Here is a 26412-nt window from a genome sequence, read left to right on the forward strand (position 1 = left end):
ATGAAAAATATCAGTATACATACCTTAGTAAGAGAAAATATATTAAAACTGCAGCCTTATATAAGCTTCAGGGATCATAATGAATTTACTGCTCCCGTGCTGTTGGATGCTAATGAAAGCCCGTTCGGTGAATTCAACCGTTATCCGGATTCTACCCAGAAAAAACTTAAAAACAGGCTGGCGGATCTTAAAAACCTGTCTTCTTCACAAATTGCAGTAGGAAACGGAAGTGATGAGTTGATTGATCTGATTATTAAAGTTTTCTGTGAACCCAAAAAAGATTCGGTCCTGATGATGAATCCTTCTTTTGCCATGTACGGATTCTATGCTTCAATCAATGAAAATAAAGTTTTGAAACTGGATCTTGATGAAAATTTCGGAATCATTAAAGATGACTTTTTAAAGATCGTGGAAGAGCAGCCTGCCAAAATATTTTTTCTGTGTTCACCGAACAATCCTACGGGAAACAGCATAGAAGACATAGAATTCTATATTCAGAATTTTGATGGAATTGTAGTTGTGGATGAAGCGTATATTGAATTTTCTGAAAACAGATCAAGCCTGGAGCTTTTGAACCAATATCCTAACCTGATTGTTCTGCAGACCTTTTCCAAAGCTTGGGGAACAGCGGGAGCAAGAGTGGGAATGGCCTATGCTTCTGAAGAGATTATTAAGCTTATCAATACGGTAAAAGCACCTTATAATGTTAATTCTTTGAGCCAGCAGTTGATTTTAGAAACCCTGGATGATGAAATAAAGTTCAAGGAAAATGTAAACCGCATTTTAAGCGAAAGGGCATGGCTTCAGGAACAGTTTAAAGATATTGAGTGCATAACAAAAGTATTTCCTACAGATGCCAATTTCTTCCTGGTCAGGGTAAATAATGTAGAGGAAGTCTATGATAAAATGCTGGAAAAGGAGATTTTGACAAGCAAAAGAGATCCGGGAATCCCGGGATGCATCAGGATCAACATCGGAAGCCGCCAGGAAAATGAAATGCTGATCAGTTTTTTAAAAAATATACAATCATGAAAAAAGTACTGTTTATAGACCGGGATGGAACATTAATTATGGAGCCACCCACTGACTTTCAGGTAGATTCACTGGAAAAGCTTGAATTTTATCCCGGAGTGTTTCAGAATCTCTCGAAAATTGCCAGTGAACTGGATTATGAACTGGTAATGGTTACCAATCAGGATGGGCTGGAAACTGACAGCTTTCCTTTTGATGACTTTATCAAACCTCAAGAAAAGATGCTGAAAGCGTTAGAGAATGAAGGGATATTTTTCAATGATATTCTGATTGATAAGAGCTTTGAGCATGAAAATCTGCCTACCCGAAAGCCTGGTACAGGAATGTTGGGGAAATACATCTACGGCAATTATGATCTGGAAAATTCGTATGTAATCGGAGATCGAAATACTGATCTCCAACTCGCTGAAAATTTGAATTGTAAATCTGTTTTTCTCAATGAAAGCTTTAATAGTAAGGCAGCGCTGAATACCACATCATGGGCAGAGATTTACCAGTTTTTAAAACAGGGGATGAGGCGGTCCAAAGTCTACAGAAAGACGAATGAAACAGAGATAGAAATTGAACTCACTATTGATGGAAAAGGAAAATCTGAAATTGCTACCGGGCTTCACTTTTTTGATCATATGCTGGAGCAGATCGCAAGACACGGAAATATGGATCTTAGGGTAAAGGTAAACGGGGATCTCAATGTAGATGAACACCATACGATAGAGGATACCGGAATTGTGCTGGGAGAAGCTTTTTTAAAAGCATTGGGAAAGAAGAAAGGAATTGAAAGATATGGATTTCTATTGCCTATGGATGACTGTCTTGCCCAGGCAGCTATTGATTTCGGAGGAAGACCATGGCTGGTGTGGGATGTAGAGTTTAAAAGAGAAAAGATCGGAGATGTTCCTACTGAAATGTTTTCTCACTTCTTTAAATCTTTTACAGACTCTTCAAAATCAAACCTGAATATCAAGGCGGAGGGAAGCAATGAACACCACAAAATAGAAGCGGTCTTCAAAGCGTTTGCAAAAGCCGTTAAAATGGCGGTACACCAGTCTGATACCAACTATAATTTACCTTCTACAAAAGGAAGTTTATAAAATATGATCGCAATAATAAAATATAACGGGGGAAATGTAAGTTCAGTTCAAAATGCATTGAACAGGCTGGGGGTCAACTCCCTGATTACAGATGACCCCGAACAGATCATCAATGCGGATAAAGTTATTTTCCCCGGAGTGGGTGAAGCTTCTTCTACGATGAAAAGGCTTGAAGAGAAGGGACTCGACACGCTTATTCCAATGCTTAAACAGCCTGTGCTGGGAATATGTTTAGGAATGCAGCTGATGTGCCGGGATAATGAGGAAGGAGACATCCGGGGGATGGGTATCTTTGATATTAACGTAAAGAGATTTCCTCCCCAGGATCTGGTTCCCCATATGGGCTGGAATACAATTTCAGACCTTCAGTCCCCTCTTTTTTCCGGCATTGAAAAGGACCGTGATCTTTATTTTGTTCACAGCTATTATTGTGAGCTGTCGGATTCCACGACTTCCATATGTGATTATATCCTGCCGTTCAGCTCGTCTTTGCAGAAGGATAACTTTTATGCCGTACAGTTTCACCCTGAAAAATCAGGTGGAATCGGGAGTCAGATATTAACCAATTTTATCCAGCTAACATGATGAAAATTATTCCAGCTATTGATATTATCGATGGGAAGTGTGTCCGTTTATCAAAAGGAGATTACAGCACAAAAAAAATATACAACGAAAACCCGGTGGAAGTTGCCAAAGAGTTTGAAGGGTATGGGATTCAATATCTTCACCTGGTGGATCTTGACGGGGCGAAATCAAAGCATATTGTCAATCAGAAAGTTCTGGAAGATATTGCGGAAGCTACGTCACTTCACATTGATTTCGGAGGAGGATTAAAAACACAGGAAGATATTGAAACGGCATTCAATGCAGGAGCAAAACAGATTACATTGGGAAGTATTGCTGTACAGGACCCTGTATTTTGTTATAATGCCATTAAAAACTATGGTCCGGAAAAAATTATTTTAGGAGCAGACTGCGAAAACAGGAAAATCAAAACTGCCGGATGGCAGGAGGAAAGTGATAAGGACGTCATAGATTTTATTCTTCAGTATAAGCAAAAGAAAATTCGGAATGTCATATGTACTGATATTGAGAAGGATGGCATGCTGGAAGGACCTTCTACAGGGCTGTATATAGAGATTTTATATAAAACTTCAGTACAGCTGACAGCCAGTGGCGGTATTTCGGATATCAGAGACCTCTATAAAATGAAAGATATCGGATGTTCCGGGACTATTATAGGAAAAGCTCTTTATGAGGGAAAAATAAGCTTACAACAACTTCAGAACTTTATTGAAAATGCTTAAAAAAAGAATCATTCCATGTTTGGATATCAAGGACGGGGCTACGGTAAAAGGGATCAACTTTGAGGGACTTCGTAATGCAGGTGATCCTGTGGAACTTGCTGTAAAATATGAACAGGATGGAGCTGATGAGCTTGTTTTCCTTGATATTACTGCAACAATTGAAGAAAGAAAAACGTTTGCTGAGCTGGTGAAGAATATTGCTCGTGAATTGAGCATACCCTTTACTGTAGGGGGTGGAATTTCTTCTGTTGAGGATGTCAGGAAGCTTCTGGAAGCAGGAGCAGATAAGATCAGTATCAATTCTTCCGCAGTCAGGAATCCAGGGCTTATTTCAGAGCTGGCCAAAGAATTTGGAAGCCAATGTGTTGTCGTAGCCATCGATACAAGGTTGGTGGGAGCATTCGATTTTGTCCATATTAAAGGAGGAAGAGAGCAGACTGGGCTCAACACTATATTATGGGCCAAGGAAGCAGAAGCTTTGGGAGCCGGAGAAATTCTGTTAACCTCTATGGATGGTGACGGAACAAAAAACGGTTTTGACCTCCGGATTACCCGGCTGGTTTCGGAAAGTCTGGGCATTCCTGTCATTGCTTCTGGAGGGGCCGGGAATACAGAAGACTTTATTAAAGTATTTGATGAAACTAAAGCAACAGGAGCCTTGGCTGCCAGTATTTTCCATTTTAATGAAATCGGAATCGGGGATTTGAAACAAATATTAAAATCTAAAAAAATTGATGTAAGATGAAAATCAACTTTGATAAAAGCAACGGTCTTATTCCGGTGATCATTCAGGACCATACAACCCTTCAGGTGCTGATGCTGGGATATATGAATGAAGAAGCTTTTGAAAAAACAGAAAAAGAGGGAGTGGTGACGTTCTTCAGCCGTTCAAAAAACAGGCTTTGGACCAAAGGAGAGGAGTCCGGTAATTTTTTAACGGTAAAAGAGATCAGTGCAGACTGTGATCAGGATACTGTTTTAATAAAGGTGCATCCGAAGAATGTTGTCTGTCATACCGGAAGCTTCAGCTGCTTTGGAAATAAGGATCCTAAAGGGTTTCTATATGAACTTGAAGAGAAAATAGCTCAAAGGATTGACAGTAAGTCCGAAGGATCCTATACGTACTCACTGTATCAGAGAGGCATCAATAAAGTGGCTCAAAAAGTGGGAGAAGAGGCGGTAGAACTGGTTATTGAAGCTAAAGATGATAATGAGCAGCTCTTTAAAAATGAAGCGGCAGATCTCCTGTACCATCTATTGATCTTACTGAAGACAAAAGGATTTACTTTAAAAGATATTGAAGAAATCCTTCAAAGCAGAACCCGTTAAAACCTTTGATTATTTCAAAGGTTTTTTTTATGGAAGCTTTTTTAAAACTTATTGGAAAACCAGCCCCAAAAGCTGTTAAGGCTTGTTTAAAAAGCTAAAACAGCGTCATCTTTATAACTTGATATCTAATCTGTTCAATGGGTTTGTGAAGGTTGATTTCGAAAATTAAGCTATACAAAATTAGTATCAGATAAAATTTTACTTCAATATTGCGGAATATTTATTGAAAATTCACTGTTTAAGGATTTCTGTTGCGTGGTATTATTGAAAAATATTAGTTTTCAGGACGATAGATTAACGGAAACTCAAAATATGAAAAAACTTTATTTCTGTGCATATACAGTATGCACATTCTCTGGCTTGTCTGCCCAGGAAGTGATCTGGCAGAAAGATATCAGGTCTTCCACACAGGATTTCCTAAGCCAGGTGACCACGACCATAGACCAGCAGTATTTAATTACCGGAAGCTGTATACAGTCAGGAAGCGGGAAGCCTGAGACTGGAAGTAAGCAAAACAACGGTTACGACTACCATCTTGTAAAACTGAACCAGCAGGGTGAAGAAGTCTGGGAAAAATACTTCTCCGGCCAGAACCATGATTACTTATCCGCTGCCGTTACCACCCGGGAAGGAGGATTTCTTGTTGCGGGAACTTCCTATTCGGGGAAAGGGCTCGATAAAAAAGAAGAATCCAAAGGCGGATCTGATATCTGGCTGATAAGAATCAATGAATTCGGAGATGAGCTGTGGCAGAAAACGCTGGGAACTTCATCGGACGAAGAAGCCAGAGCGGTGATCCAAACCACAGACTTAGGATTCTTTGTAGCAGGGAATGTGCAAAACTCATCTAAAGGCTACGGTTCCAAAGATGTATGGATCATCCGGCTTGACAAAGACGGCAAAGAACTTTCCCAGCTGATCTTAGGCGGAAGAGGGCTGGATGAAGTCGAAAAGATGATTCCCACGAAAGACGGCGGCGCATTGCTGGGCATCTATTCCAGAAGCGGCGCTTACATGAGTAATTCTCAATCAGCAGCGACTAATCCAATTTCGGCTGAAAAGCCTGCTTCCTCAGCAGCCATTAGCCAAATGCCAAAAGCCAGCAGCAATTTCGGAGAAGGCGACTACTGGATCGTAAAACTGGATAAGACCGGAAAAGTAGAATGGGAAAAAAACTTCGGCGGAAAAGCGGATGACCATATCAGAACCCTGGCCTTAGCTGCCGGAGGTTTTATCATTGGCGGAGAATCCCGATCTGAAAGATCCGGCAATAAAACCGTAGGGATAGAAGAAGGCACAGATCTCTGGCTGATCGCTTTGAATGAAAGAGGAGACGAACAGTGGCAGAAATCCTACAATTTTAAGAACCGCGATATCCTGATGGGAATGAGTGTAATACAGAGTCAAGATCCAGGAATCAAGAATCAAGACATCACCAAAGGAATATTGTTGGGCGGTTATACTCAGGCGGAAGGAAGAATAGAAAAAGATGATGAAACCTTCTGGATGCTGTATCTGGATGGAAACGGGAATGAACAGTGGAGAAAACATGTGAATGGAGACTCAAGACGAAGAGAGGAGAGACTTTCAGATATCAGGCTGAACAGAGACGGTTCTATTATACTGGCCGGTACCAGCGCCGAAGAACTAGGCAAAGAGAACTGGAAGATCGTGAAGCTGGGTGATAAGCAGGTGAAAGATCTGATCCAGAAATACGACATCAAAATCTATCCGAACCCGGTATCCGACTATGCCTACGTAGAAATCGGCTTTGAGTTTAAGGAAGCCGAGATTGTAGTTTATGACATGAGCGGAAGACAGGTTCAGCATCTGAAAACCAAAAGTACGGTAACCAAGATCAATACCCAGCCTTTGATCCAGGGGGCTTACCTGGTAACGATAAAAACGGATACGAATAAAACGGCGAATGCTAAAATTATAAAAAAATAAAAAATGCATAAAATAATAACTAGATTTAGCTTCCTATTATCTATATATGGCTTTCTATTCCTTGCAAAAGGACAAGGGAAAAACTTTATAGAAGAATTAAACCGAAATTTACCTCAAAGTCCCGGTGTAAGTTCCTTAATGAAATTTGAGGAAGTTCCTGTCAGCCTTTATACAGGGATTCCGGATATCAATATTCCTATCGGAGATTTTACCACAAACAGTTCCAAATTAAATCTAAATCTATCTCTTAATTATCATCCTTTAAGTGCGAAAGTTGATGACGTAGCATCAGAATACGGGTTAGGATGGAGTCTTTTTGCAGGAGGGATGATTTCCCGTACAATACGGGACCTGCCGGACGAATCGGATCAGGTTACCGGGAAATACGGGATCTATTTTAATACTCTTGATACCTATAAAAATAACTATAATTTAGTGAAAAATTATCTGGCAAATGGAAATAATTCAATCGATAATGAGGTTTTCAGACAGATTTTTGAATCAGTTTTATTCAATCGATTTGATAACAGCTACGATATGTACCAGTATAATTTTATGGGGTATACCGGACGATTTTTTATTAAAAGAGATGAGACAACAGGGACGTTGAAATTAGTAAAGCTGGATAAAAACAATCTTAAGATAGACTTTATTTTTAATAACAATGTTCCTATAAAATTTGACATTATTGATGATAAAGGATTAAAATATGTATTCGATATAGTAGAGCAGTCTTCACGTTCATATCTGACAGACTCATATACCTCTTCAGGAGTTAACACTACTCCAAATCTTGATTACCTGGATTTGAATACGGGGTTTTACCTTAGTGAAGTTTATGAAAATAATCATTTGCTCATAAAATTTAATTATGCAAACGGTATTGAGCAGTCTGTGTCAACTTCTATTTCTAAAAGAAGAGGAATGCTTCATCCTTTTGATGGGAGTTTTCAATATTCTGATTGTTATAATGACATTATCAATACTTTTCCTGCGGATTATGAAAAATCAATCACCTCAAACCATACGTACAGCCGTTTTTTAGATAATATTGAAGTGAAAGACAGAGCAAAAATTTATTTTGAATATACAGGAGACAGGGAAGATAGCAACCTTACCCTACCGAATAATAATAAAAAGCTCAGTAAAATCACGATAAAAGATTTCTTTGGAAACACTTTTATTAAGCAGTTTAATTTTGATTATGCATATAGTAATCTGAATATTGATAAAAAAATGGTTTTAAGAAAAGTGTCTATTATGGATAAGAATATGCAAGAAGACCATTTTTATAGTCTTTATTATGGTGGTAATGCGACTCATCCTTTACCTTATAACCAGGAAGATATAAGAAGTGATTTATGGGGCCATTACCGATGTATACAGAATACTCAGATTTTGGATCTCCTTGCTCCTCAAACGTTGTACGAATCTTCACCTGGTTGCATTGAAAAAGATGTTCTTACAAAAATGAAATTACCGACCGGAGGTGAGATCCGTTATAATTATGAATTGAATACTTTTAATTATAAGCCAAGTAATGTTAGGGAAAATCAAAATCCATCTGCAAATCCGATTGAAGAAATAACCGATTTCTCATCCAATCTGCAAAACTGGTCTACACTATCATCGTTTGTAACGATTAATAATTTTGGACAAAGTCCTACATATTTTTTTTCACTCGCAGAGCCACAAGAAGTTTTATTTAATTCTGAATCTGGTAGTTATATGAGTGAACCATGGGCTTTGAATTTTTATAAACTCAACGATGCTACGGGTCAGACAGAAAGTACGACTATTCAGTCATTAGGTCCGGTTGTAGATATAGATCCCAATTATAATCCGTGGCAAAAGAGAACTTTTCCTGCAGGAAAATATTATGTAACATTGAGTACGGTTTCCGGTAACATGCCGAATCACCCTATTCCTACTAATTTTACAGCAAGGTTTTCCAGTTATTATCGAAAACAGAGCCATTCACAAAATTATCTGTATGGAGGAGGCATCAGAATCAAAGATGTTGAATTTTATAATGAAAAAGGACTTCAAAAAAAGAAATTGTATGAGTATAATGATATTGCTAATACTTCCAAAAGTAGTGGGGCTTTAGTCTTTCCAATTCCGGTTTTCCAATATGAGGAAAAATATAACAATATGTATATGTGTAATCCAATGGAGTCAGTCTATTACAATTATAATTTGGATATGACCTACAATACGACATCTACTAAAAATTTATTATCACCGGAGAAAACTAGGGGAGCTGATGTTGGTTATAAATATATCACCGTTAAAGATATTGATTACACGACTGATAATCCGTCTGTTTTTAAAGGAAAAACAGTACATCACTTCTCAAGTCCTATTGACTATCCTAATCCTTTGTTTTCTTATTACTCAATGTCTCCACCTGCAGCTTATACTTCGAATTTTGACTACCGGAGAGGTAATTTGTTGAACAAAAAAATTTATGATTCTGATAATAGCTTATTATCAGAGGAAGACAATAAATATGATGATAATTTTACCACTGAAATATCAGGGATCAATTTTATAATAAGAAGTAATTTTATCTTTAATAGGTTTAATACAAATCATATAAATGATTATCAGTCATATAGAATGCTGATGAGTAAATGTGGTTCAATGCCTACACTTCATTTATGTCAATATACGGCTGCAGTAGGATTTGGTACCAATCCACTATCTTTTATTTATTATTATTTCTCAAAAGAAATCGTTGGGAAGACTAATCTTATAAAATCTGAGAAGACTCAGTATTTTCCAGGTAGCAGAAAACTAACTACAGTTGAAGACTATACCTATAATCTTAGAGATTATCTTGAAAAAAGTAAAATCACTTCAACAGATAATACCGTAGATGAGACTTTTTACAAATATTCACCGGAGAAACAAAATCATTATCTTCTGGATAAAAATATAGTGAGTATTCCTCTAGAAACGGAGACCAGAAAAAATGGTAAAACTATCTCCAAAATGGAAACTTTATATCCATTAAATCAGACTGAAGCAGATACTAAAACTTCAGGACTGGTATTACCTTATCAGGTGAACTCTACAGATTTATTAAATATTGTATCAAAAGAAGTAACCTACGATAAATACGACGAAAAAGGAAACTTACTTCAGTATACTACTAAAGAAGGTATTCCTGTAACTATTATCTGGGGATACAACAAAACGCTACCCATTGCTAAAATCGAAGGTATAAGTCTTGGTGAGATTCCCCAGGAAACGATCGATATGGTTGTCAATTCTTCCAATACAGATGCAGCCAATCCTGCCAATGAGCCTGCGTTGATTAATGCTTTGATCACTTTTAGAAAAGCAGTTGAGGGGCTTCCAAGGAGAAATCCTCAGATCACCACGTATACCCATGACCCTTTAATCGGTGTAACGAGTATTACACCAGCATCAGGAATCAGGGAAAACTATCTGTATGATGCTGCAAACAGACTTCAGAAAGTCGTTGATATGGATGGAAAAGTATTGAAGGAAATGAAATACCATTATAAAAACTAAGAACTGATGAAAAAAATAATGATTCCAATGAGTGGTTTGCTGATAACCGGGTTGGCCCATGCCCAGGCCAATCCGAGCACTGCAGAAAATTACGTTTATACCAAAACATACCTCTCAGACCCTGGCCTTTCAAGCCCTAAAACCTCAGAAACCGTTCAATACTTTGACGGCCTGGGAAGACCCAAGCAGGTCGTGAATGTCAAATCCTCGCCATTGGGCAGAGATGTGGTGACTCATTTTGAATATGACGATTTTGGAAGACAGGTAAAAGAATTTTTACCCGTTCCCCAGCAGGAGACTCAAAACGGAGCAATTTACACCTCTCCATTAACCAATGCTTCCCGGCCGGATCTCTATAGCCAGGAAAAGATTTATTCTGAAAAAGTTTTGGAAAACTCACCATTGGACAGGATCCGGCAGCAGATCCAGGTAGGAAATGCCTGGAGTGATAAACCCGTCAAATTTGACTATGATGCCAATCTCCATGAAGACTATGTAAGAAAATACGAGACCTCTACAACCTGGCTTGAGGGCAGGACTCAAAGCAATGTCCAGCTGCTTCAGTATTTTGGAGCAGGACAGCTGTATAAAAACACGGTTACTGATGAAGACGGCAACAAAACCATAGAATTCAAAAACGGCAGAGGACAGCTTTTGTTAGTGAGAAAAGTACTGAGCGCTGCCCAAAATGCAGATACGTACTATGTTTACAATGAATATGACCAGCTGTCCTTTGTAATCCCTCCGCTGGCCTCGGCTCCCACCGTGGAACCCGCTGCCGTAGAAAACCTGTATTATCAGTACCGTTATGACGGCAGAAACCGTTTGGTAGAGAAAAAACTGCCTGGAAAAGGCTGGGAATATATGGTGTATGATCAGGCGGAGAGGCTTATCATGACCCAGGATGCCAATATGCGGGAGAAAAGCAAATGGCTGATTACCCAATATGACCCATTCGGGAGAGTGGCTTATACAGGGATCATTGCCGGAGGAAGCAGAAGCAGCATGCAGTCCCAGGCAGGGAATCTCATAATAGTGGAGAACAGGAGCAGTACAGGATTTACCAAAAACGGGATGCCGGTTCAGTACAGCAATGGATATTTTTTTGATATTGAAACGGTTTTAAGTGTCAACTATTATGATACTTATCCGCAATACAATTTCAATCCCTCTTTCCCAACCACCATTCAGGGCAGGCCTACCTTAACCGATACCCCTTCATCAGCAGGAAGAAGCACCAAAGGCCTACCCGTGATGAGTTTGGTAAAGAATATCGAAGATGACAGCTGGAGCAAGACCTACACCTATTACGATGACAAAGCAAGAGTCATTGGTACCCATTCCATCAACCATCTGGGAGGCTATACCCGTACAGAATCCCTGCTGGATTTTGCAGGGGTACCACAAACTGTTATTACAAAGCATAAAAGGTTGAATACGGATACAGAAAGGACTATTACAGAAAGCTTTACGTATGATGACCAGAACAGACTTCTTGTACACAAGCATAAAGTAGACAGCAATCCGGATGAGATTCTGGCCCGGAACCAATACAATGAACTTTCCCAATTAGAGAGTAAAAAAGTAGGCGGAATACATTCAGCAACACCCTTGCAGGCCATTGATTATAGATACAATATCAGAGGGTGGATGACCCAGATCAATGATCCCTCGATTCTGGGAAATGATCTTTTCGGATATAAGATCAACTACAATACAGTTGAGGGATTAGAAACTCCCGATGCATTAGACCCTTCCCTGAAAGTGCTTCCCCAATACAATGGGAATATAGCCGAAGTGTCCTGGAAAACCTTAACTCAGGAAAATGAACCCTTAAAAAGATACGGTTATGTGTATGATTCCCTAAACAGGCTTTCCGCAGGGTTCTATCAACAATCAGGAAGTGAAGCCTTCGGAGAATATTTTGAAAAAATGGAGTATGATCTAAACGGCAATATTACCAGGCTGAAAAGATCAGAAGGCGTTTTATCCGGCAATACCTTTGCCACTGTCATAGACAATCTGAAATATGATTACACAGGAAACAGGCTGAATAAAATAACTGATGAACAGCAGAACCCTTTGGGCTATCCATATGTAACCACTCCCAATACCCTTGAATATGATAATGGCAGTGCTGATGGGAATGGAAACATGACCGGTCATGCCGATAAAGGGATTTCCTCCATTCAATATAATTATTTAAATTTACCCAAACAGATTACCCAGAACTCTAAGGTCACCCATTATACCTACAGGGCAGACGGCGTAAAAGTGAAGAAGCTCTTTGGAGATATAGAAACGGATTATCTGGACGGGTTCCAGTATAAGTCTACCAAGCCTTCAGAGGAAGGAACAGGAGAAGTCATGACACTCCCTGACCCCAATGAAGTTGCCGTAATGAAACTACGGATCATTCCTACCTCGGAAGGATATTATGATGCGCTTAGTAATTTATACATCTACAACTTTACGGATCATTTAGGCAATATAAGATTAAGCTATACGGATACCAATAAAGACGGTATTATCCAGCCAAGACAATACTTTGTCCAGCAATGCAGCGGGAACTACACCCCTCCATTTGAGCTGCCCATCTGTATTGATTATTGGAAACCTGGAGAGATTGTGGAAGTGAATACTTATTATCCTTTTGGGTTATTGCATAATTATACAGCTACCACTCAGAATGCTTATCAGTACAAGTACAATGGGAAGGAGTTGCAGGAGACTGGGATGTATGACTATGGGGCAAGGATGTATATGGCGGACCTTGGACGTTGGGGCGTAATAGATCCTGCTGCTGAATTAGGAAGAAGGTTTTCACCTTATAATTATGCTTTTGACAATCCTGTAATGTTTATTGACCCAGACGGAATGTGGCCTTGGCCAACTTGGGGACAAGTTAAAAGCTTTGGTAGAGGAGCTTGGAATACAACTGTAGGAATGGTTAAAGGCTTAGCTACTTCTAATGGAATATCAGGAGTACTGCAGGGAGGTAGAGAATTTAAGAAAGTTTATAATGCATATCAAACAGGTGGAGCCTCTGCTGCTGTAAAGCAATATGGAAAATCTCTTTATGAAACAAGCGGAGCTAAAGCGATTGTTCAAACAGCAAAGGGCGTGGCAAAAGGAGATGCGGAATCTATAGGCTCTGCAACCGTTATGGTAGCCGCTGCCGTAATTACGCATAAAGCAGCTGGAGGAACTAAAGCCGGAGGGAAAGTAGTTGCTGCTGAAACATCAACAATGAATGAGTTGACAAATACTGTTAAGAGTACTGTAGCAGATTTAAAAGCAGCTGGAAAAGCCCCTGCTACAGTTGTTGGAGCGGAATTAAACGGACAAACAGTAGTTGGTACAAGTGGACCGCCACCAGCAACAATTGCTCCACAATTAGAAGGTGTTGTTGGAGAATTAGGTGGATTAGGAACTAAAACTGCTTCTGGGAATACTGTTGGTTGTTGCTCTGAGTTTCATACTGGAAACCAATTGCTATTAGATAATCCTTCTGCAACACCTTCGCAAATTAATTTTACTGAAGCAATTAGACCTAGAGATGGATCTGTTATTCCAATGTGTGATAATTGTAAAACAACTTTTAATAAATAATATTTATGATAACAGAAATAGAACAAGAAACAATGGATATGGATTGGTTTTTTACGGATGGTGAATATGTGGGATTTATGGCCTCTGGTGGTGGAAAGTTACCCGATTCAGTAGCTGAATCCGAAGAAAAACGTCAAATATTAGCACGTTATTTTAGAAACTTACCAGAAATATCAGAAGCTGTTATTAGTCCTGAATTAAATAATATATTAATTAAAAGTAAAAAATCAGCATCAGGAGTTAATGAAAGATATTTAGAAGACTATGTATTTATGACAAAAAAAGGGCTATACTCTTTTGATAAAGTTATTCTAAATAATTTTCTAGACCCTCATTATCATTTAGTTGCTAGTCCAAAAACTCCATTGAAATTAAAAGAGCTGCCACATGACATATTGGATATAGTTATTGGAACACAATATAGCAATAAGCTTATGGAAGTTCAAGAAATTAATAGATTAGAAATTAATTAAAATACCAAAGCCACTCGTTTGAGTGGCTTTGTTGTTTTATAAAATGCTTTGCAATTTAGTTTGTTTAAGGAACGCATCAAGGAGAGCAAAGACATGTTGTCTATCGTTCTCTTTTAGTTTTTGTATATCTAAAATTTTAGCTACAATATTTTTATACAGTAGAATATGCGTAGAACCTACGAGATAATCCAAAGGCGCTTCCAGAGCTTCTCACGCTCATATTTAGCGATGACAGCACCGTGAACGTCCACCAGTTTGTCCACTTCGTTATTTGAAAATAAGTATATTTACAACGATACTGATCATTTAGGAAATGTACGATTAAGTTACATGAATAACGGATCAGGAGTTGAGATCATTGAAGAAAACAATTATTATCCTTTTGGATTAAAACATGAGGGGGTGAATGTGTTGGCGGGGAACCCTGCTTATCAGTATAAGTACCAAGGACAGGAGCTGCAGGAGACTGGATTCTATAGTTTTAAGTGGAGAAATTACATGCCGGATGTAGGAAGGTTTTTAATGTAGATCCGCTTGCAGATAAATATAGAAAATGGACGCCTTATGCCTTTAGTGGAAATATTGTAATTAATGCTGTAGAGTTGGAGGGATTAGAACCAGGTGTATTATTTGGCTCTATGGATACAGCAGCGGAAAATTTTGGGCAACAATATAATGGCACTTCTATTAATGTCAATCAGGAATATGGCTCTACTATATATAGCTCAACGACCATCGTGAATGGTACTTCAATTACATTATTTGCTTATTCAGTACCAAATGTTGGGACGACAGGAGCTTCAGTAACTCCTAGTCCTGCTCCATCAGGAAATACCGCTACTGGTGATATTCATACTCATGCAGCATACGATGTTAATTACGCAAATAATATTTTTTCAGGTTCCACTACTGGGAACAATTTAACTTCTACAAGCGGTGATGTTGGGGATAATAACAGAACAGGGTTGATCGGTTATGTTGCGACACCAAACGGATCATTACAAAAGTATGATCCATCAACAGGAAATATTACAACGTTGAGTACAAATTTACCAAGTGATCCGAATGACCCTGCTAGATTAAATAATGTTTCCCCAACACCGACGCCTTCAATTTCACCATTACCGCCAGCTCCACCAGTAGTAATTCCGCCACCACCACCGCCCATAAATCCTGTGAATACTCCAAATTCACAGTCAATACCTAATAATAACCAACCAGTAACAACTCCTTAAAATGAAAATGTATTTTTAATATTATCGATATTTTCTCTTTTTGCGTCCTGTAAATCGTTGAATAAATCTGATATGACGAATAAACCTATGAATAATTCTAATATTAACACCATTGATTATGTTCCTAATGAAGAAACTGCAGTAAAAATAGCTCAAGCTGTTTGGTATTCTATATATGGGAATAAGATAGATCATTTTCTACCCTATAAAGCTGTTTTAGTAAATAATGTATGGATTGTTAATGGTACACTTCATGATAGAAAGGGGGTGTTCCATATATTGAAATTCAAAAAAAAGATGGTAAGATTTTAAAAGTTATTCACGAGAAGTAAAGGGGCTCCCGATCTCTTGGCTTTGTAATCCATGAGCAATAATAAAATAACCCTCGCAAAATAGACTGTCCCCAAAAAGTTAGACACTTTTTAGGGGCAGTTTTATGGGAATGGAAACATGACCGGTCATGCCGATAAAGGGATTTCCTCCATTCAATATAATTATTTAAATTTACCCAAACAAATTACCCAGAACTCTAAGGTCACCCATTATACCTACAGGGCAGACGGCGTAAAAGTGAAGAAGCTCTTTGGAGATATAGAAACGGATTATCTGGACGGGTTCCAGTATAAGTCTACCAAGCCTTCAGAGGAAGGAACAGGAGAAGTCATGACACTTCCTGACCCCAATGAAGTTGCCGTAATGAAACTACGGATCATTCCTACTTCCGAAGGGTATTATGATGCTCTGAATAGTTTATATGTTTATAATTATACAGACCATCTGGGCAATATAAGATTAAGTTATACGGATACCAACAGAGATGGAGTCATCCAGCCAAGACAATACTTTGTCCAGCAATGCAGCGGGAACTACAACCCTCCATTTGAGCTGCCCATCTGTATTGATTATTGGAAACCCGGAGAGATTGTGGAAGTGAATAATTATTATCCTTTTGGGTTACTGCATAATTATACAGCTACCACTCAGAATGCGTATCAGTATAAGTACAACGGTAAGGAATTGCAGGAGACCGGAATGTATGACTATGGTGCAAGGATTTATATGCCGGATATTGGGAGATGGGGTGTGGTAGATCCATTGGCGGAAATATACCGTCGTCATGCTCCATATGCTTACGCTGTGAATAATCCTATTTATTTTATTGATCCGGATGGAATGCAAATTGATCCAGCTAATCAAAAAGAATGGGATAGATTAAAAGGGTCTGTTACTAAAACACGTGATGCATTACAAAGTGATGTAGACAAAATCAATCAAAAAGCTAAAGATAAAGGATGGGATTCTAAAACTTTGGCGTCAAAAATGGGAGACAAGCAAGATAGGTTAAATAGTGTTAATCAATCTTTAACTAATATGTCTACATTAGAATCAAGCGATCAAATGTATGGTTTAAATAAAATGGAAGGTAGTGAAGGAATTACCTCTTACGATAAGAATACTGATAAGATAAATATTGGTTATGTAAGTGACGGTAATTTTGTTCACGAAATGACTCACGGAGCGCAATTTGAATCTGGTGATATTGCTTTTTTTGAAGCTGGAGGTTCTGCTGCTCAAGATTTGGATGATGAAACGGCTGCATACAAGGCGCAAGCCGCATTCGACCCTTCTTCAGTTGGGGGTATGTCTATAAATAGTATAAATAATAACTGGTTAACTACTTTACGCAATTCTTCTGGTCAACAAGTTTACGGAGTTGGTGGAAGTGCTAAATCTGGCTTATTCGGGGTTACAATTAACTCAACTGTGAGTCAATTGATACGAGCATATCCTGCAACAAAAGAAGCTTTAAAAAATTTAGATCAGAGTATAAAATTGAGAGACTTTCAAGGGATAAAATATAAAAAATAAATTATGAGACTATTAATATTGAATTTAATAATTGGTACTTTTCTATTTTCTTGCAATACACAAACTAACAATGTTATACTAAGAGAAAAATATACATTCCATAAAAATAAAAAATCTTTAAATTATAATCTGTCTTTAAAAAAAGATTCTACATTTTCATATACTATTGGATTTGGTGGAAGTTTAGTAGCTAAATGCAAAGGAAAATGGATACTTAATAATGCTCAAGAGTCCCTAATTTTGAAATGTGATCCAGAAGAACCTTTAGCAAGTCTTAATTTTACTTATATGGAAAATAGAATAAATTCGTTTAAGATTACAAAAAAGGGTAAAAAATTAAAAAATAAAAAAATAATTTTAAAAACAGAATAACAACAAAACCCGCTGCGCAAAGTCTCCCGACTTCGTAGCAGATAAAAAAGAACCCGCCGCAGTTGCGGTGGGTGGAATATCCGGAGTAATGCAGGGAGGTAGAGAATTTAAAAAAGTTTATAATGCTTATCAAACAGGAGGAGCAAAAGCAGCAGTCAAACAATATGAAAAATCTCTATATGAAACAAGTGGAGCCAAAGCAATTGTTCAAACCGAAAAACGCGTAGCAAAAGGAGACGCAGAATCCATAGGCTCTGCAACTGTTATGGTAGCTGCTGCAATACTCATAGAGCAGCAGGAGGAAAAGCAAGAAAGCAGCACCTGCTGCTGAAGTAGAAACCACAACCTTCCATAGAGGAGTAAATAGTACTAGACCTGCATATAACCAAGCCTTTGAAGGAACAGCAACACCTAGAGGAGGGAATGCCACGCCATTAGAGCATAATACAGTTACTACTGAAAGTAATTATACATCATGGGCTACTAATGCATCTGTTGCAGAAAATTTTGCTTTGAGAACTAGTGGTGAAGGAGTTATTTTAACTGCTGATATACCTAATAGTCAATTAGTTCAAAGTCCCAATTTAAAATCCGTTAATTTGGTGCAATCTCCGGGAACAATTGTAAATAAATATGAAACTTTAGTGAAAGGTCCCGTTACAGGTGCAGATGTAAAAAAAGTAAACTTAGAAAGATAAAATTATGAATTTTCCAACTTTAAAAGAAAATGAATTTACTGTTTTAATGGCAAATGGAGAGACAGGAATTGTTTTAGATATAAATTTTAATATTTATCAAAATAATAATGAAAATCAACATGTTTACTCTATTTTTGAAAATATCCAGGAAGCAAGAGAGTTTATTAATAGAATTTCTGGAGAGTATGATAAAATAGAATTTATAATCTATAACTCAAAACAAGAAGTAGTAGAATTTATTAAAGCTAAATTTAGCTTATAGTTCTACCCCGCTGTGCAAAGTTTATATGACGGGACATTTGGAGAAAGGGATTTCCTCCATTCAATATAATTATTTAAATTTACCCAAACAAATTACCCAGAACTCTAAGGTCACCCATTATACCTACAGGGCAGACGGCGTAAAAGTGAAGAAGCTCTTTGGAGATATAGAAACAGATTATCTGGACGGGTTCCAGTATAAGTCTACCAAGCCTTCAGAGGAAGGAACAGGAGAAGTCATGACACTTCCTGACCCCAATGAAGTGGCTGAAATGAAAGTTAAGGATCATTCCAACTTCGGAAGGATATTATGATGCGCTTAGTAATTTATACATCTACAACTTTACGGATCATTTAGGCAATATAAGATTAAGCTATACGGATACCAATAAAGACGGTATTATCCAGCCAAGACAATACTTTGTCCAGCAATGCAGCGGGAACTACAACCCTCCATTTGAGCTGCCCATCTGTATTGATTATTGGAAACCTGGAGAGATTGTGGAAGTGAATACTTATTATCCTTTTGGGTTATTGCATAATTATACAGCTACCACTCAGAATGCGTATCAGTATAAGTACAATGGAAAGGAGTTGCAGGAGACTGGGATGTATGACTATGGAGCGAGGTTTTATATGCCGGATATTGGGAGATGGGGTGTGGTAGATCCATTGGCGGAGAAATATCAACCAATGTCTACTTATCATATATCTGGGAATAACCCTATTTTCTACGTAGATTCTAATGGAATGAATTATGACGATTATGGTGTTGATGATAATGGAAATGTTAGCTTAATTCAAAAGACAGATGATAATTTTGATAGACTTTACAAAGCTAAAAGTGATTCCAATGGAAATGCCGTAAAAGATGAAAACGGCAATGCACAAAAAGCAACAGAAGGAGTAGGAAAAGAAAACCAAGATTATGTGAAAGTAGATAAAAGTAGTCCTTCTGACGGAACCCTTATCAGCCAGCTTTCGGGTAAAGATGGTAATGGTTTGAGTCACGGTACAACAACAAATTCTGTAGATGTAAGAAGAGTTTTTCAATTTGCAGCGGACAACAGTCGTGTAGAGTGGACAATAGGAGGATTTAGAACAGAAAAAGATGACACATTTTTAGTCGGAACTTCACACAAACTAAATCGGGTAACCGCGCCTTGGAATTTTGGAGCAGAAGGTCTTACATATGATAATCTTTTCTATGCGGGGCATACTCACCCTTTCACAAGAAAAGCTCAAGAACATGATAATTACATATCTAAAGATGGGATTTATAACTTTATATACTATACAGGAGCAGGAAGTAATATGAGAGAAAATTATTTTGTTCCATATTGGTTAGAAAAAGATCCAAAAACCGGAATAAATAGAGCTACAACAAAATCCAATGCAGGACAAATAAAATTACCTAACTTAATTCCAGTTGCACGATGAAATCATATATTTTATTAATACTCCTTTTAATATCAGGTATCATATCAGCTCAAGAAGATAAATTATCTTTTGTGAAAGATGAAAAAGTAAAAAAAGAAATTCAAAGAAGTTTAGAGTATTTTAATAAAACTAATACTATTCCCAATAAAATTAAAAATAGTGTAATTTTTATAACCTTTGAATTTGAAGACCTTCTTGAGATTGAAAATCTAGGTATTTATTATTCTACTTATATTCCTACTCAGTATGCAGAATTGAGTGATAAAGGGCAATTTAAATCGGACTTTCAAAATGAAAGATTGTATTTTAATTATTCAAAAAACATTATATTAGTTTTTGTGATGGGGTCTAAATATTTTGATAAGGAGCAAATGAAACAATTATCTAATCAGGTTCAGATCAGCAAAAAAGATTTGATGAAATCCGAATTTTTTAAATATGAAAAAGGAGATGAATTTAATTGGGATAGAGTTGTTAATGTAATTAGTTTAGATAAACTAAACGATAAATTTATTCCCGTTCGGGTAAATACTTTTGATTTAGTGACTTTTATGGAAATTTGGTATGGAGTTGATGCAAAGGAAATTCCAGTCAGCCAGACAAAATATAAAGGAACAAATAAAAAGAATTCGGAATATAAGTTTCATACATACCCAAAATAAAATAGTTAACTCTAGTTTATCAGTATAAGTACCAAGGACAAGAGTTACAAGAGACCGGTTTTTACTCATTTAAATGGAGAAATTACATGCCTGACTTGGGAAGATTCTTTAATATAGATCCGTTAAGTGAAAAATACGCTTACCAATCACACTATAATTTTTCTGAAAACAGAGTTATAGATGCAAGAGAGCTGGAAGGGCTTGAAGCTGTTTTAATGAAAGATACGAAAGCCAATCAGTCAATTATTAGAACGGCTAATAATGGACAGTACGCAGACAATCCTAATACAAAAACAATTCATGTTTTTGCACACGGAAATCCTTCCGCAATTTACAATGATAATGTAACTTCAAAAGAAAAACAAGCAGGGTTGGGAACGATTGATACAGAAGCTAAACTTAACAATGTGCTTAATCAGAGTAGTGATCTATGGAAAAATTCTGAAAGTAAGGAAGGCTTTACAGTTGTATTACACTCTTGTAGAACAGGTAGAACAACGATTGATAAAGCTGGGAATGTTAAAGAATCTGTGGTAGAAAAAATTTCTGGATCCAAAGAAATGGAAGGAGTTACTATTATAGCTCCTGATGAAAGAGACGGTTTTTCAAATAAAGGAACTGAAGTGGGACCTCAATCGACTTATAGTACTGATCGCAATGGGGATTATCTTCCAAACACCCCAAAAAGTGGGCATGGAAGGCAGACAGGTCAATTTGGAAATTGGAATAATTTTCAGAATGGCCAACAAACAGGCCAACAACCAGGTAACACAAAACCTGAAGGGAAAGACCAGCGAAGTTTATGGGATAGAATATTTAATTAATTTTTTATGAAAGTAATAGTTATTTTAATATTTACGATTTTATTAAGTTCTTGTCAAGAAAAGAAAACACTTGATAAGCCTATAAATAAGAGTGATATTATTACAATGAGTAATATATCAAATTATGATAGTATTACTAAACTTGTAAAGACAAAAGGAGATACATTAGCTTATGATGAATTATATTATTTTTTAATGGACTCAAATAAAGAAGATAGAACAGATACATTAATGTATTATTCCAAGATAATGGCTGAGAAGTATAATAATGACTTAGGTTATTTTTATTATTTTACCGCTCTATGCGAAAAATATGATATACCTTTTAAAGATGCTAATTACTCCAGTATTAATATATCTTCATTAGACAAATCCTCAAAAAAAGAAACAGAAGACTGGTTAAAGAAAATGCTAGAAAAAAAAATAATAACCCAACAACAGTATGATTCTGTAAAAAGATAAGATAAACCACGCTGCGTAAGGTCCCTGCTCCCGCACGATTGCATCGTGTGGTAGGTAAAAATAAACCCTCACAAATTAGACTGCCCCCAAAAAGTTAGACCCTTTTTAGGGGTATTTTTATGGGAAAATCAAAATACAGTTTAAGTTTTAAAAAAAACTGTGTAGAAAAAATCAAAGAAAATCGTTCAATAAGATCTTTATCCAAAGAATTAGGTATAGGAGCCAGTATACTTGATAGTTGGGTGAGGTTTTATAAATGTTATGGTGAGCTCTTAAAAAGAAAATGAAACTGAAACGGAAACTGAAAGAATGGAAACATAGTAAGGAAAGGTGATGTGAATAATATAATGAAATAAATAAAAAATAATAATTTTATTATTTTTTATAAACATTTTATTGTAAATTTGTAATATAATAATCAACACGATAAGAATATGAAAAAAAATATTTCTACGGATTACTTATTTTTACTTCTTTATTAAAAGGACAAGTAGGGATACGTACAAGTCTACCTTCCAGTACATTAGATGTTAATGGCTCTATTGAGGGTAATTTTCGTGAAATTACGGGAACGGATACGGTTACCGGGACAGATTATCACATTTCTTTTACGGGAGCTTCCAATTCAGTTTTAAATTTTCCTGCAAAATCTTCAACGGACAACAGTACCAGTGATTTCAGGGGAAGAAAATACTATATTAAAAATAATTCTGCTTCCAACACGTTAACCTTAACCGCAGCTTCGGGACAAGCGATCAGGTTTGGTGGAACTAAAGTAGCCTCGAATACTTATGTATTGAAGGCCGGATATTTTGTTTCAATCACAGCTAATGGTGTGAATGGCTGGGATCTGGATCTTGTAGGGACTACTTCTAATGAGAGCTGGATTCTTACCAATACAGATTTGAATGGATTTATCAATACTTTTCAGGCTGTGCCTGCTGGAACCTCCTATACTACTATTAACAATTGCAGCGTAGCGGTAACTGTTCCTGCTGGGGTATTACAATCAAGAGTTATATTAAGTTTTACAGGCTGGGGCGATTCGTCACCTCAAGGTTCAGCAACTGGTTCTTTTCGTTTTCAGATTGTACAGAGTGGAACTTCAAATCTTGTTTACACATCAGTGATGATGACATCTTGGGCGGCAACTCAAAGTGTAGGATCTGAAGCTGTAAGATATAACTTTCCGGTAACGTATTCTATTCCTAACCTTGCACCGGGTATTTATACATTTACATTACAAACAAGAAGGGAAAGTGAATTAGGAACGGCGCCATCTTCAATAGGAATTTGGGGTGTACAATCCAAAGCTGATGTATACATTAAGGAATAAAAGAAATTAAAATTTTAAACTTTCGTACGACCGAAAAGTTTTTGATCATCTCAAAATATAAAGATATGTGAAAAAAACACCACAAGTCTATCACCTGTGATGTTCTTATCTTTTATGAATTTTATTGCTTTTTTAGTAAATTCCTGATCTCAGCAATAACTTTTGGCCGTTAGTGGGTTCTACAGAGCTGCTTCTTCAGCTTTTTTCAATCTGTTGATCGTTCTTACAATGGAAGAAAAGAGTCAGATTTTCAAACGATTTCAGGAGATAAGGGACCATAAAAAATAAGCAGAGCTACAACGGCTCTGCTTTTATTTTAAATTAGGATTAGTTATTTATCTGTCAATCAGAATATTCTTCACAACGGTTTGATCGCCTGTCTTTACAATACCGATATATACTCCTTTTTCCAGTTTAGAAACATTGATTTTTGTTTCATTGGTTGTTTTAAGGAATGATCTTCCGGTGGCATTGGTCATTTCAAAGCTGAACTGGGTTGTTTGGGATGGCAGTTCAATATTTAGGACGTCGTTGGCAGGGTTAGGGTAGATTTTTACAGCTTCCGGGAAGCTTGCGGGGGCGGTTTTAGTTGCTGCTGCTGTTACAGAAGCGGTTGCAAAATGCTGTAAAGCTCCCACGGTTGCTTTTGCTATATTGTACACATATATAGGGTCCATATTATCAAAGGTATCCTTAGAGGTATGGGGATAGCTGCTTCTTATCCTTTCGAAAAATCCGGTGATCACTTCACCTTTACGTTCAAATGGAATATAGTCTGTATCTTCGGCAGGATCCACGGCAGTCTGAAGAGGAGAGTAGAGTGCCGTACAGTTTCTAAGCTGCTGGGTCACTGCTGCGGAAGCCGCGTTATTGGAAGAAACACCACCCTGATCCTCATCGCAATAAATGGTATTGTTGTTATTTCCTTTTACACCGCCTACCTGGTCCAGATTGAAGACCAGTTTAATATCCAGTTTTCGGACACCTCCCTGGTAGACTACATTATTCACATAATGGCTGCTTCCGATCAGCCCCTGTTCTTCTCCTGAGAAATGGATGAATTTGATGGAGTATTCTGTAGGGATATCTTTCAATATTCTGGCTGCTTCCAAAATAATAGAAGTACCGCTGCCGTTATCATTCACACCAGGCCCGTAAATGGTATCAAAATGCCCGCAGATAATTACATATTTATTAGGATAAAGAGTACCTGTTTTGGTGATAATCAGGTTTTTAGAAGTAGCTGAGCCATAGGTAAAGGGGCTTTCGACGATTTGGCTTGCAGAATATCCATAGGAAGTATACTTGTTTTTAATCCAGTTGAGCGTGTTGGTATTTGCCTGTGAACCGGTAGTTTTTATTCCCAGATTACCAAACTCCTGAAGGTTGGCGGTAATATTAGCCTGGGTTACCATATCCGCTCTGTTCTTGTAAGCCTGGATAAAACTTTGCGCTGCAATACTCTGGATCATCAGAGATGCACACAAAAATGTTGTGATTCTTTTCATATTATTTATTTTGGTTGTGTATTGCGAATGTAGTAAATAAATCCCAATGCAGTGTTTAATAATGTATGAAAACAATTGAATTTTAACTATTATATCAATAATGACTGCTTGTAGAGAAGATCTTATCATTTCAAAAGCATAAAAATGCCCCTGAGATCTTTCAGAGGCATTATTTTTATAATAAGTATAATTATTTGCAGATAAGCGTGTTTATCTTTTAATCAGGATTTTTCTTACAACGGTCTGGTCAGCTGTTTTTAAAACTCCCAGATAGGCTCCGTCTTCAAGATGGGAAACATTGATTTTTGTCTCATTTGTGGTCTTCAGTAGAGAGCGGCCCGGAAAATCGGTGATTTCAAAACTGAAGTTTTTCAGGTTAGAATCGGGAAGTTCAATACTAACAATATCTTTTACCGGATTGGGGTATATTTTCACAGACTCCAGAACGTTCACTTTATTTTCATTGGTTCCCAATGCTGAACCTGTTGTGGTAGCCACTGCAAAATGCTGTAGTGCCCCTACGGTAGCTTTACCGATATTATAAATGTATACAGGATCTGTATTGGCAAACGTATCATGAGAAGTATGCGGGTAATTGCTCTCAATTCTTTCAAAAAAACCGGTAATGACTTCCCCTTTTTCTTCAAAAGGGATATAATCAGATCTTTCCGCAGGATCTACTGCGGTCTGAAGAGGAGAGTAGAGTGCTGTACAGTTTCTAAGCTCCTGCGTGATCACTGCTGAAGCAGGATTATTCGTAGTAACACCTCCCAGGTCCTGATCGCAGTACACCGTATTATTGACATTGCTGTTCTTTCCGCCTACCTGGTCCAGGTTGAGAACCAGTTTAATATCTAAAACACGGGTATTCCCCTGATAGGCAACATTATCTGCATAATGATAACTCCCGATAAGGCCCTGTTCTTCTCCGGAAAAGTGAATAAATTTTATAGAGTATTCCGTAGGAACATCTTTTAATATCCGTGCTGCTTCCAGAATGATAGACGTCCCGCTGCCGTTATCATTGACTCCGGGACCGTTAATGGTATCAAAATGTCCGCAGATAATAATATACTGATTAGGATAAACCGTTCCGGTTTTGGTGATGATCAGATTTTTCGAAGACAGGCTTCCATAAGTGAAAGGATCTTCCACCATCTGATTGGCTGCATATCCGTAAGAAAGATATTTATTCTTAAGCCAGTTTAAAGCATTCGCATTTGCCGGTGAACCGGTGGTTTTTACACCTAAATTGGCAAACTCCTGAAGATTGGTCGTAATATTGGTCTGAGTGACCATATTAGCCCTGTTCTGGTAGGTCTGGATAAAACTTTGAGCTCCAATAGTTTGTATCATTACAGAGGCAAACAAAAAAGCAGCAATTCTTTTCATTTTTCTTGATTATTTC

25 protein-coding genes and 3 pseudogenes are annotated in these 26412 nt (G+C 37.4%); 26 read left to right on the forward strand and 2 right to left on the reverse strand.

The features are described from left to right. The 26 genes and pseudogenes from hisC to MUW56_RS21230 all read left to right on the forward strand — a co-directional run bounded on the left by hisC (position 1) and on the right by MUW56_RS21230 (position 23496). The gene (hisC, locus tag MUW56_RS21120) at positions 1 to 1032 is read left to right on the forward strand and encodes a histidinol-phosphate transaminase (protein WP_292015055.1); all 1032 of its coding nucleotides are present in this window, start codon (positions 1 to 3) and stop codon (positions 1030 to 1032) included. Further along, complete coding sequence (gene hisB, locus MUW56_RS21125) at positions 1029 to 2123, forward strand: bifunctional histidinol-phosphatase/imidazoleglycerol-phosphate dehydratase HisB (protein ID WP_292015056.1); 1095 nt, start codon at positions 1029 to 1031, stop codon at positions 2121 to 2123. The genes hisC and hisB overlap by 4 nt, the downstream gene beginning before the upstream one ends. A gap of 3 nt (positions 2124 to 2126) precedes the next feature. Beyond that, positions 2127 to 2708, forward strand: a complete 582-nt coding sequence (gene hisH, locus MUW56_RS21130; protein WP_292015057.1) for an imidazole glycerol phosphate synthase subunit HisH — start codon at positions 2127 to 2129, stop codon at positions 2706 to 2708. Then, positions 2708 to 3430, forward strand: coding sequence for a 1-(5-phosphoribosyl)-5-[(5-phosphoribosylamino)methylideneamino]imidazole-4-carboxamide isomerase (hisA, locus tag MUW56_RS21135; RefSeq protein WP_292015457.1), 723 nt, complete (start codon positions 2708 to 2710; stop codon positions 3428 to 3430). Before hisH ends, hisA begins: the two co-directional genes overlap by 1 nt. Then, the gene (gene hisF / locus MUW56_RS21140) at positions 3423 to 4175 is read left to right on the forward strand and encodes an imidazole glycerol phosphate synthase subunit HisF (RefSeq protein ID WP_292015058.1); all 753 of its coding nucleotides are present in this window, start codon (positions 3423 to 3425) and stop codon (positions 4173 to 4175) included. The genes hisA and hisF overlap by 8 nt, the downstream gene beginning before the upstream one ends. Next, positions 4172 to 4759 carry a bifunctional phosphoribosyl-AMP cyclohydrolase/phosphoribosyl-ATP diphosphatase HisIE gene (gene hisIE / locus MUW56_RS21145; protein ID WP_292015059.1) on the forward strand — a complete coding sequence of 196 codons (588 nt, stop codon included), beginning with the start codon at positions 4172 to 4174 and terminating at the stop codon, positions 4757 to 4759. The genes hisF and hisIE overlap by 4 nt, the downstream gene beginning before the upstream one ends. A gap of 312 nt (positions 4760 to 5071) precedes the next feature. Then, a complete protein-coding gene (locus tag MUW56_RS21150) occupies positions 5072 to 6709 on the forward strand; it encodes a T9SS type A sorting domain-containing protein (protein ID WP_292015060.1) in 1638 nt (545 codons plus the stop codon). Between the two features lie 3 nt (positions 6710 to 6712). Then, on the forward strand, positions 6713 to 10252 hold the full coding sequence (locus tag MUW56_RS21155; RefSeq protein WP_292015061.1) for a hypothetical protein: 3540 nt from the start codon (positions 6713 to 6715) through the stop codon (positions 10250 to 10252). Between the two features lie 6 nt (positions 10253 to 10258). Further along, on the forward strand, positions 10259 to 13864 hold the full coding sequence (locus tag MUW56_RS21160; protein WP_292015062.1) for a DUF6443 domain-containing protein: 3606 nt from the start codon (positions 10259 to 10261) through the stop codon (positions 13862 to 13864). Positions 13865 to 13869: 5 nt separating this feature from the next. Further along, positions 13870 to 14337: a hypothetical protein gene (locus MUW56_RS21165; protein WP_292015063.1), complete on the forward strand. Its 468-nt coding sequence runs from the start codon at positions 13870 to 13872 to the stop codon at positions 14335 to 14337. Between the two features lie 330 nt (positions 14338 to 14667). Then, complete coding sequence (locus MUW56_RS21170; RefSeq protein WP_292015064.1) at positions 14668 to 14865, forward strand: hypothetical protein; 198 nt, start codon at positions 14668 to 14670, stop codon at positions 14863 to 14865. Beyond that, complete coding sequence (locus MUW56_RS21175) at positions 14823 to 15572, forward strand: DUF4329 domain-containing protein (protein ID WP_292015065.1); 750 nt, start codon at positions 14823 to 14825, stop codon at positions 15570 to 15572. Before MUW56_RS21170 ends, MUW56_RS21175 begins: the two co-directional genes overlap by 43 nt. An 87-nt stretch (positions 15573 to 15659) precedes the next feature. Further along, positions 15660 to 15821: pseudogene (locus tag MUW56_RS22905) on the forward strand (NTF2 fold immunity protein); the annotation flags it as partial. A 20-nt stretch (positions 15822 to 15841) separates the two neighbouring features. Continuing rightward, positions 15842 to 15904: pseudogene (locus MUW56_RS22910) on the forward strand (NTF2 fold immunity protein); the annotation flags it as partial. 118 nt (positions 15905 to 16022) lie between these two features. Then, positions 16023 to 17441 (forward strand): RHS repeat-associated core domain-containing protein, encoded by a 1419-nt coding sequence (locus MUW56_RS21180; RefSeq protein WP_292015066.1) that lies wholly within the window; start codon positions 16023 to 16025, stop codon positions 17439 to 17441. 3 nt (positions 17442 to 17444) lie between these two features. Further along, positions 17445 to 17813: a hypothetical protein gene (locus MUW56_RS21185; protein ID WP_292015067.1), complete on the forward strand. Its 369-nt coding sequence runs from the start codon at positions 17445 to 17447 to the stop codon at positions 17811 to 17813. A 67-nt stretch (positions 17814 to 17880) separates the two neighbouring features. Further along, positions 17881 to 18144 (forward strand): hypothetical protein, encoded by a 264-nt coding sequence (locus MUW56_RS21190; RefSeq protein WP_292015068.1) that lies wholly within the window; start codon positions 17881 to 17883, stop codon positions 18142 to 18144. A gap of 181 nt (positions 18145 to 18325) precedes the next feature. Continuing rightward, positions 18326 to 18511 (forward strand): hypothetical protein, encoded by a 186-nt coding sequence (locus tag MUW56_RS21195; RefSeq protein ID WP_292015069.1) that lies wholly within the window; start codon positions 18326 to 18328, stop codon positions 18509 to 18511. Between the two features lie 4 nt (positions 18512 to 18515). Beyond that, the gene (locus tag MUW56_RS21200) at positions 18516 to 18773 is read left to right on the forward strand and encodes a hypothetical protein (RefSeq protein WP_292015070.1); all 258 of its coding nucleotides are present in this window, start codon (positions 18516 to 18518) and stop codon (positions 18771 to 18773) included. 25 nt (positions 18774 to 18798) lie between these two features. Then, the gene (locus MUW56_RS22915) at positions 18799 to 19086 is read left to right on the forward strand and encodes a hypothetical protein (protein WP_367118544.1); all 288 of its coding nucleotides are present in this window, start codon (positions 18799 to 18801) and stop codon (positions 19084 to 19086) included. A 187-nt stretch (positions 19087 to 19273) separates the two neighbouring features. Next, a complete protein-coding gene (locus MUW56_RS21210; RefSeq protein ID WP_367118545.1) occupies positions 19274 to 20212 on the forward strand; it encodes an RHS repeat-associated core domain-containing protein in 939 nt (312 codons plus the stop codon). Then, positions 20209 to 20874: a hypothetical protein gene (locus tag MUW56_RS21215; protein WP_292015071.1), complete on the forward strand. Its 666-nt coding sequence runs from the start codon at positions 20209 to 20211 to the stop codon at positions 20872 to 20874. Before MUW56_RS21210 ends, MUW56_RS21215 begins: the two co-directional genes overlap by 4 nt. 32 nt (positions 20875 to 20906) lie before the next feature. Continuing rightward, positions 20907 to 21698: pseudogene (locus MUW56_RS21220) on the forward strand (hypothetical protein); the annotation flags it as partial. A 6-nt stretch (positions 21699 to 21704) separates the two neighbouring features. Further along, positions 21705 to 22160 carry a hypothetical protein gene (locus tag MUW56_RS21225; protein WP_292015072.1) on the forward strand — a complete coding sequence of 152 codons (456 nt, stop codon included), beginning with the start codon at positions 21705 to 21707 and terminating at the stop codon, positions 22158 to 22160. 119 nt (positions 22161 to 22279) lie between these two features. Beyond that, entirely contained in the window at positions 22280 to 22447 is a 168-nt protein-coding gene (locus MUW56_RS22920; RefSeq protein WP_367118546.1) for a transposase, read from the forward strand. A gap of 509 nt (positions 22448 to 22956) precedes the next feature. Continuing rightward, entirely contained in the window at positions 22957 to 23496 is a 540-nt protein-coding gene (locus tag MUW56_RS21230; RefSeq protein WP_292015073.1) for a hypothetical protein, read from the forward strand. Positions 23497 to 23831: 335 nt separating this feature from the next. Here MUW56_RS21230 and MUW56_RS21235 read toward each other — a convergent pair whose 3' ends face one another. Beyond that, positions 23832 to 25004, reverse strand: coding sequence for a M20/M25/M40 family metallo-hydrolase (locus tag MUW56_RS21235; RefSeq protein ID WP_292015074.1), 1173 nt, complete (start codon positions 25002 to 25004; stop codon positions 23832 to 23834). Positions 25005 to 25214: 210 nt separating this feature from the next. After that, positions 25215 to 26396 (reverse strand): M28 family peptidase, encoded by a 1182-nt coding sequence (locus tag MUW56_RS21240; protein ID WP_292015075.1) that lies wholly within the window; start codon positions 26394 to 26396, stop codon positions 25215 to 25217. Positions 26397 to 26412 lie beyond the last annotated feature (16 nt).

Source organism: Chryseobacterium sp., assembly GCF_022869225.1.
Classification (GTDB): Bacteria; Bacteroidota; Bacteroidia; order Flavobacteriales; family Weeksellaceae; genus Chryseobacterium.

Coding starts and splice junctions, on each gene's coding strand:
- hisC (WP_292015055.1), top strand. CDS start 1: ATGAAAAATATCAGTATACATACCTTAGTAAGAGAAAATATATTAAAA.
- hisB (WP_292015056.1), top strand. CDS start 1,029: ATGAAAAAAGTACTGTTTATAGACCGGGATGGAACATTAATTATGGAG.
- hisH (WP_292015057.1), top strand. CDS start 2,127: ATGATCGCAATAATAAAATATAACGGGGGAAATGTAAGTTCAGTTCAA.
- hisA (WP_292015457.1), top strand. CDS start 2,708: ATGAAAATTATTCCAGCTATTGATATTATCGATGGGAAGTGTGTCCGT.
- hisF (WP_292015058.1), top strand. CDS start 3,423: ATGCTTAAAAAAAGAATCATTCCATGTTTGGATATCAAGGACGGGGCT.
- hisIE (WP_292015059.1), top strand. CDS start 4,172: ATGAAAATCAACTTTGATAAAAGCAACGGTCTTATTCCGGTGATCATT.
- MUW56_RS21150 (WP_292015060.1), top strand. CDS start 5,072: ATGAAAAAACTTTATTTCTGTGCATATACAGTATGCACATTCTCTGGC.
- MUW56_RS21155 (WP_292015061.1), top strand. CDS start 6,713: ATGCATAAAATAATAACTAGATTTAGCTTCCTATTATCTATATATGGC.
- MUW56_RS21160 (WP_292015062.1), top strand. CDS start 10,259: ATGAAAAAAATAATGATTCCAATGAGTGGTTTGCTGATAACCGGGTTG.
- MUW56_RS21165 (WP_292015063.1), top strand. CDS start 13,870: ATGATAACAGAAATAGAACAAGAAACAATGGATATGGATTGGTTTTTT.
- MUW56_RS21170 (WP_292015064.1), top strand. CDS start 14,668: ATGAATAACGGATCAGGAGTTGAGATCATTGAAGAAAACAATTATTAT.
- MUW56_RS21180 (WP_292015066.1), top strand. CDS start 16,023: ATGACCGGTCATGCCGATAAAGGGATTTCCTCCATTCAATATAATTAT.
- MUW56_RS21185 (WP_292015067.1), top strand. CDS start 17,445: ATGAGACTATTAATATTGAATTTAATAATTGGTACTTTTCTATTTTCT.
- MUW56_RS21200 (WP_292015070.1), top strand. CDS start 18,516: ATGAATTTTCCAACTTTAAAAGAAAATGAATTTACTGTTTTAATGGCA.
- MUW56_RS22915 (WP_367118544.1), top strand. CDS start 18,799: ATGACGGGACATTTGGAGAAAGGGATTTCCTCCATTCAATATAATTAT.
- MUW56_RS21215 (WP_292015071.1), top strand. CDS start 20,209: ATGAAATCATATATTTTATTAATACTCCTTTTAATATCAGGTATCATA.
- MUW56_RS21225 (WP_292015072.1), top strand. CDS start 21,705: ATGAAAGTAATAGTTATTTTAATATTTACGATTTTATTAAGTTCTTGT.
- MUW56_RS22920 (WP_367118546.1), top strand. CDS start 22,280: ATGGGAAAATCAAAATACAGTTTAAGTTTTAAAAAAAACTGTGTAGAA.
- MUW56_RS21235 (WP_292015074.1), bottom strand. CDS start 25,004: ATGAAAAGAATCACAACATTTTTGTGTGCATCTCTGATGATCCAGAGT.
- MUW56_RS21240 (WP_292015075.1), bottom strand. CDS start 26,396: ATGAAAAGAATTGCTGCTTTTTTGTTTGCCTCTGTAATGATACAAACT.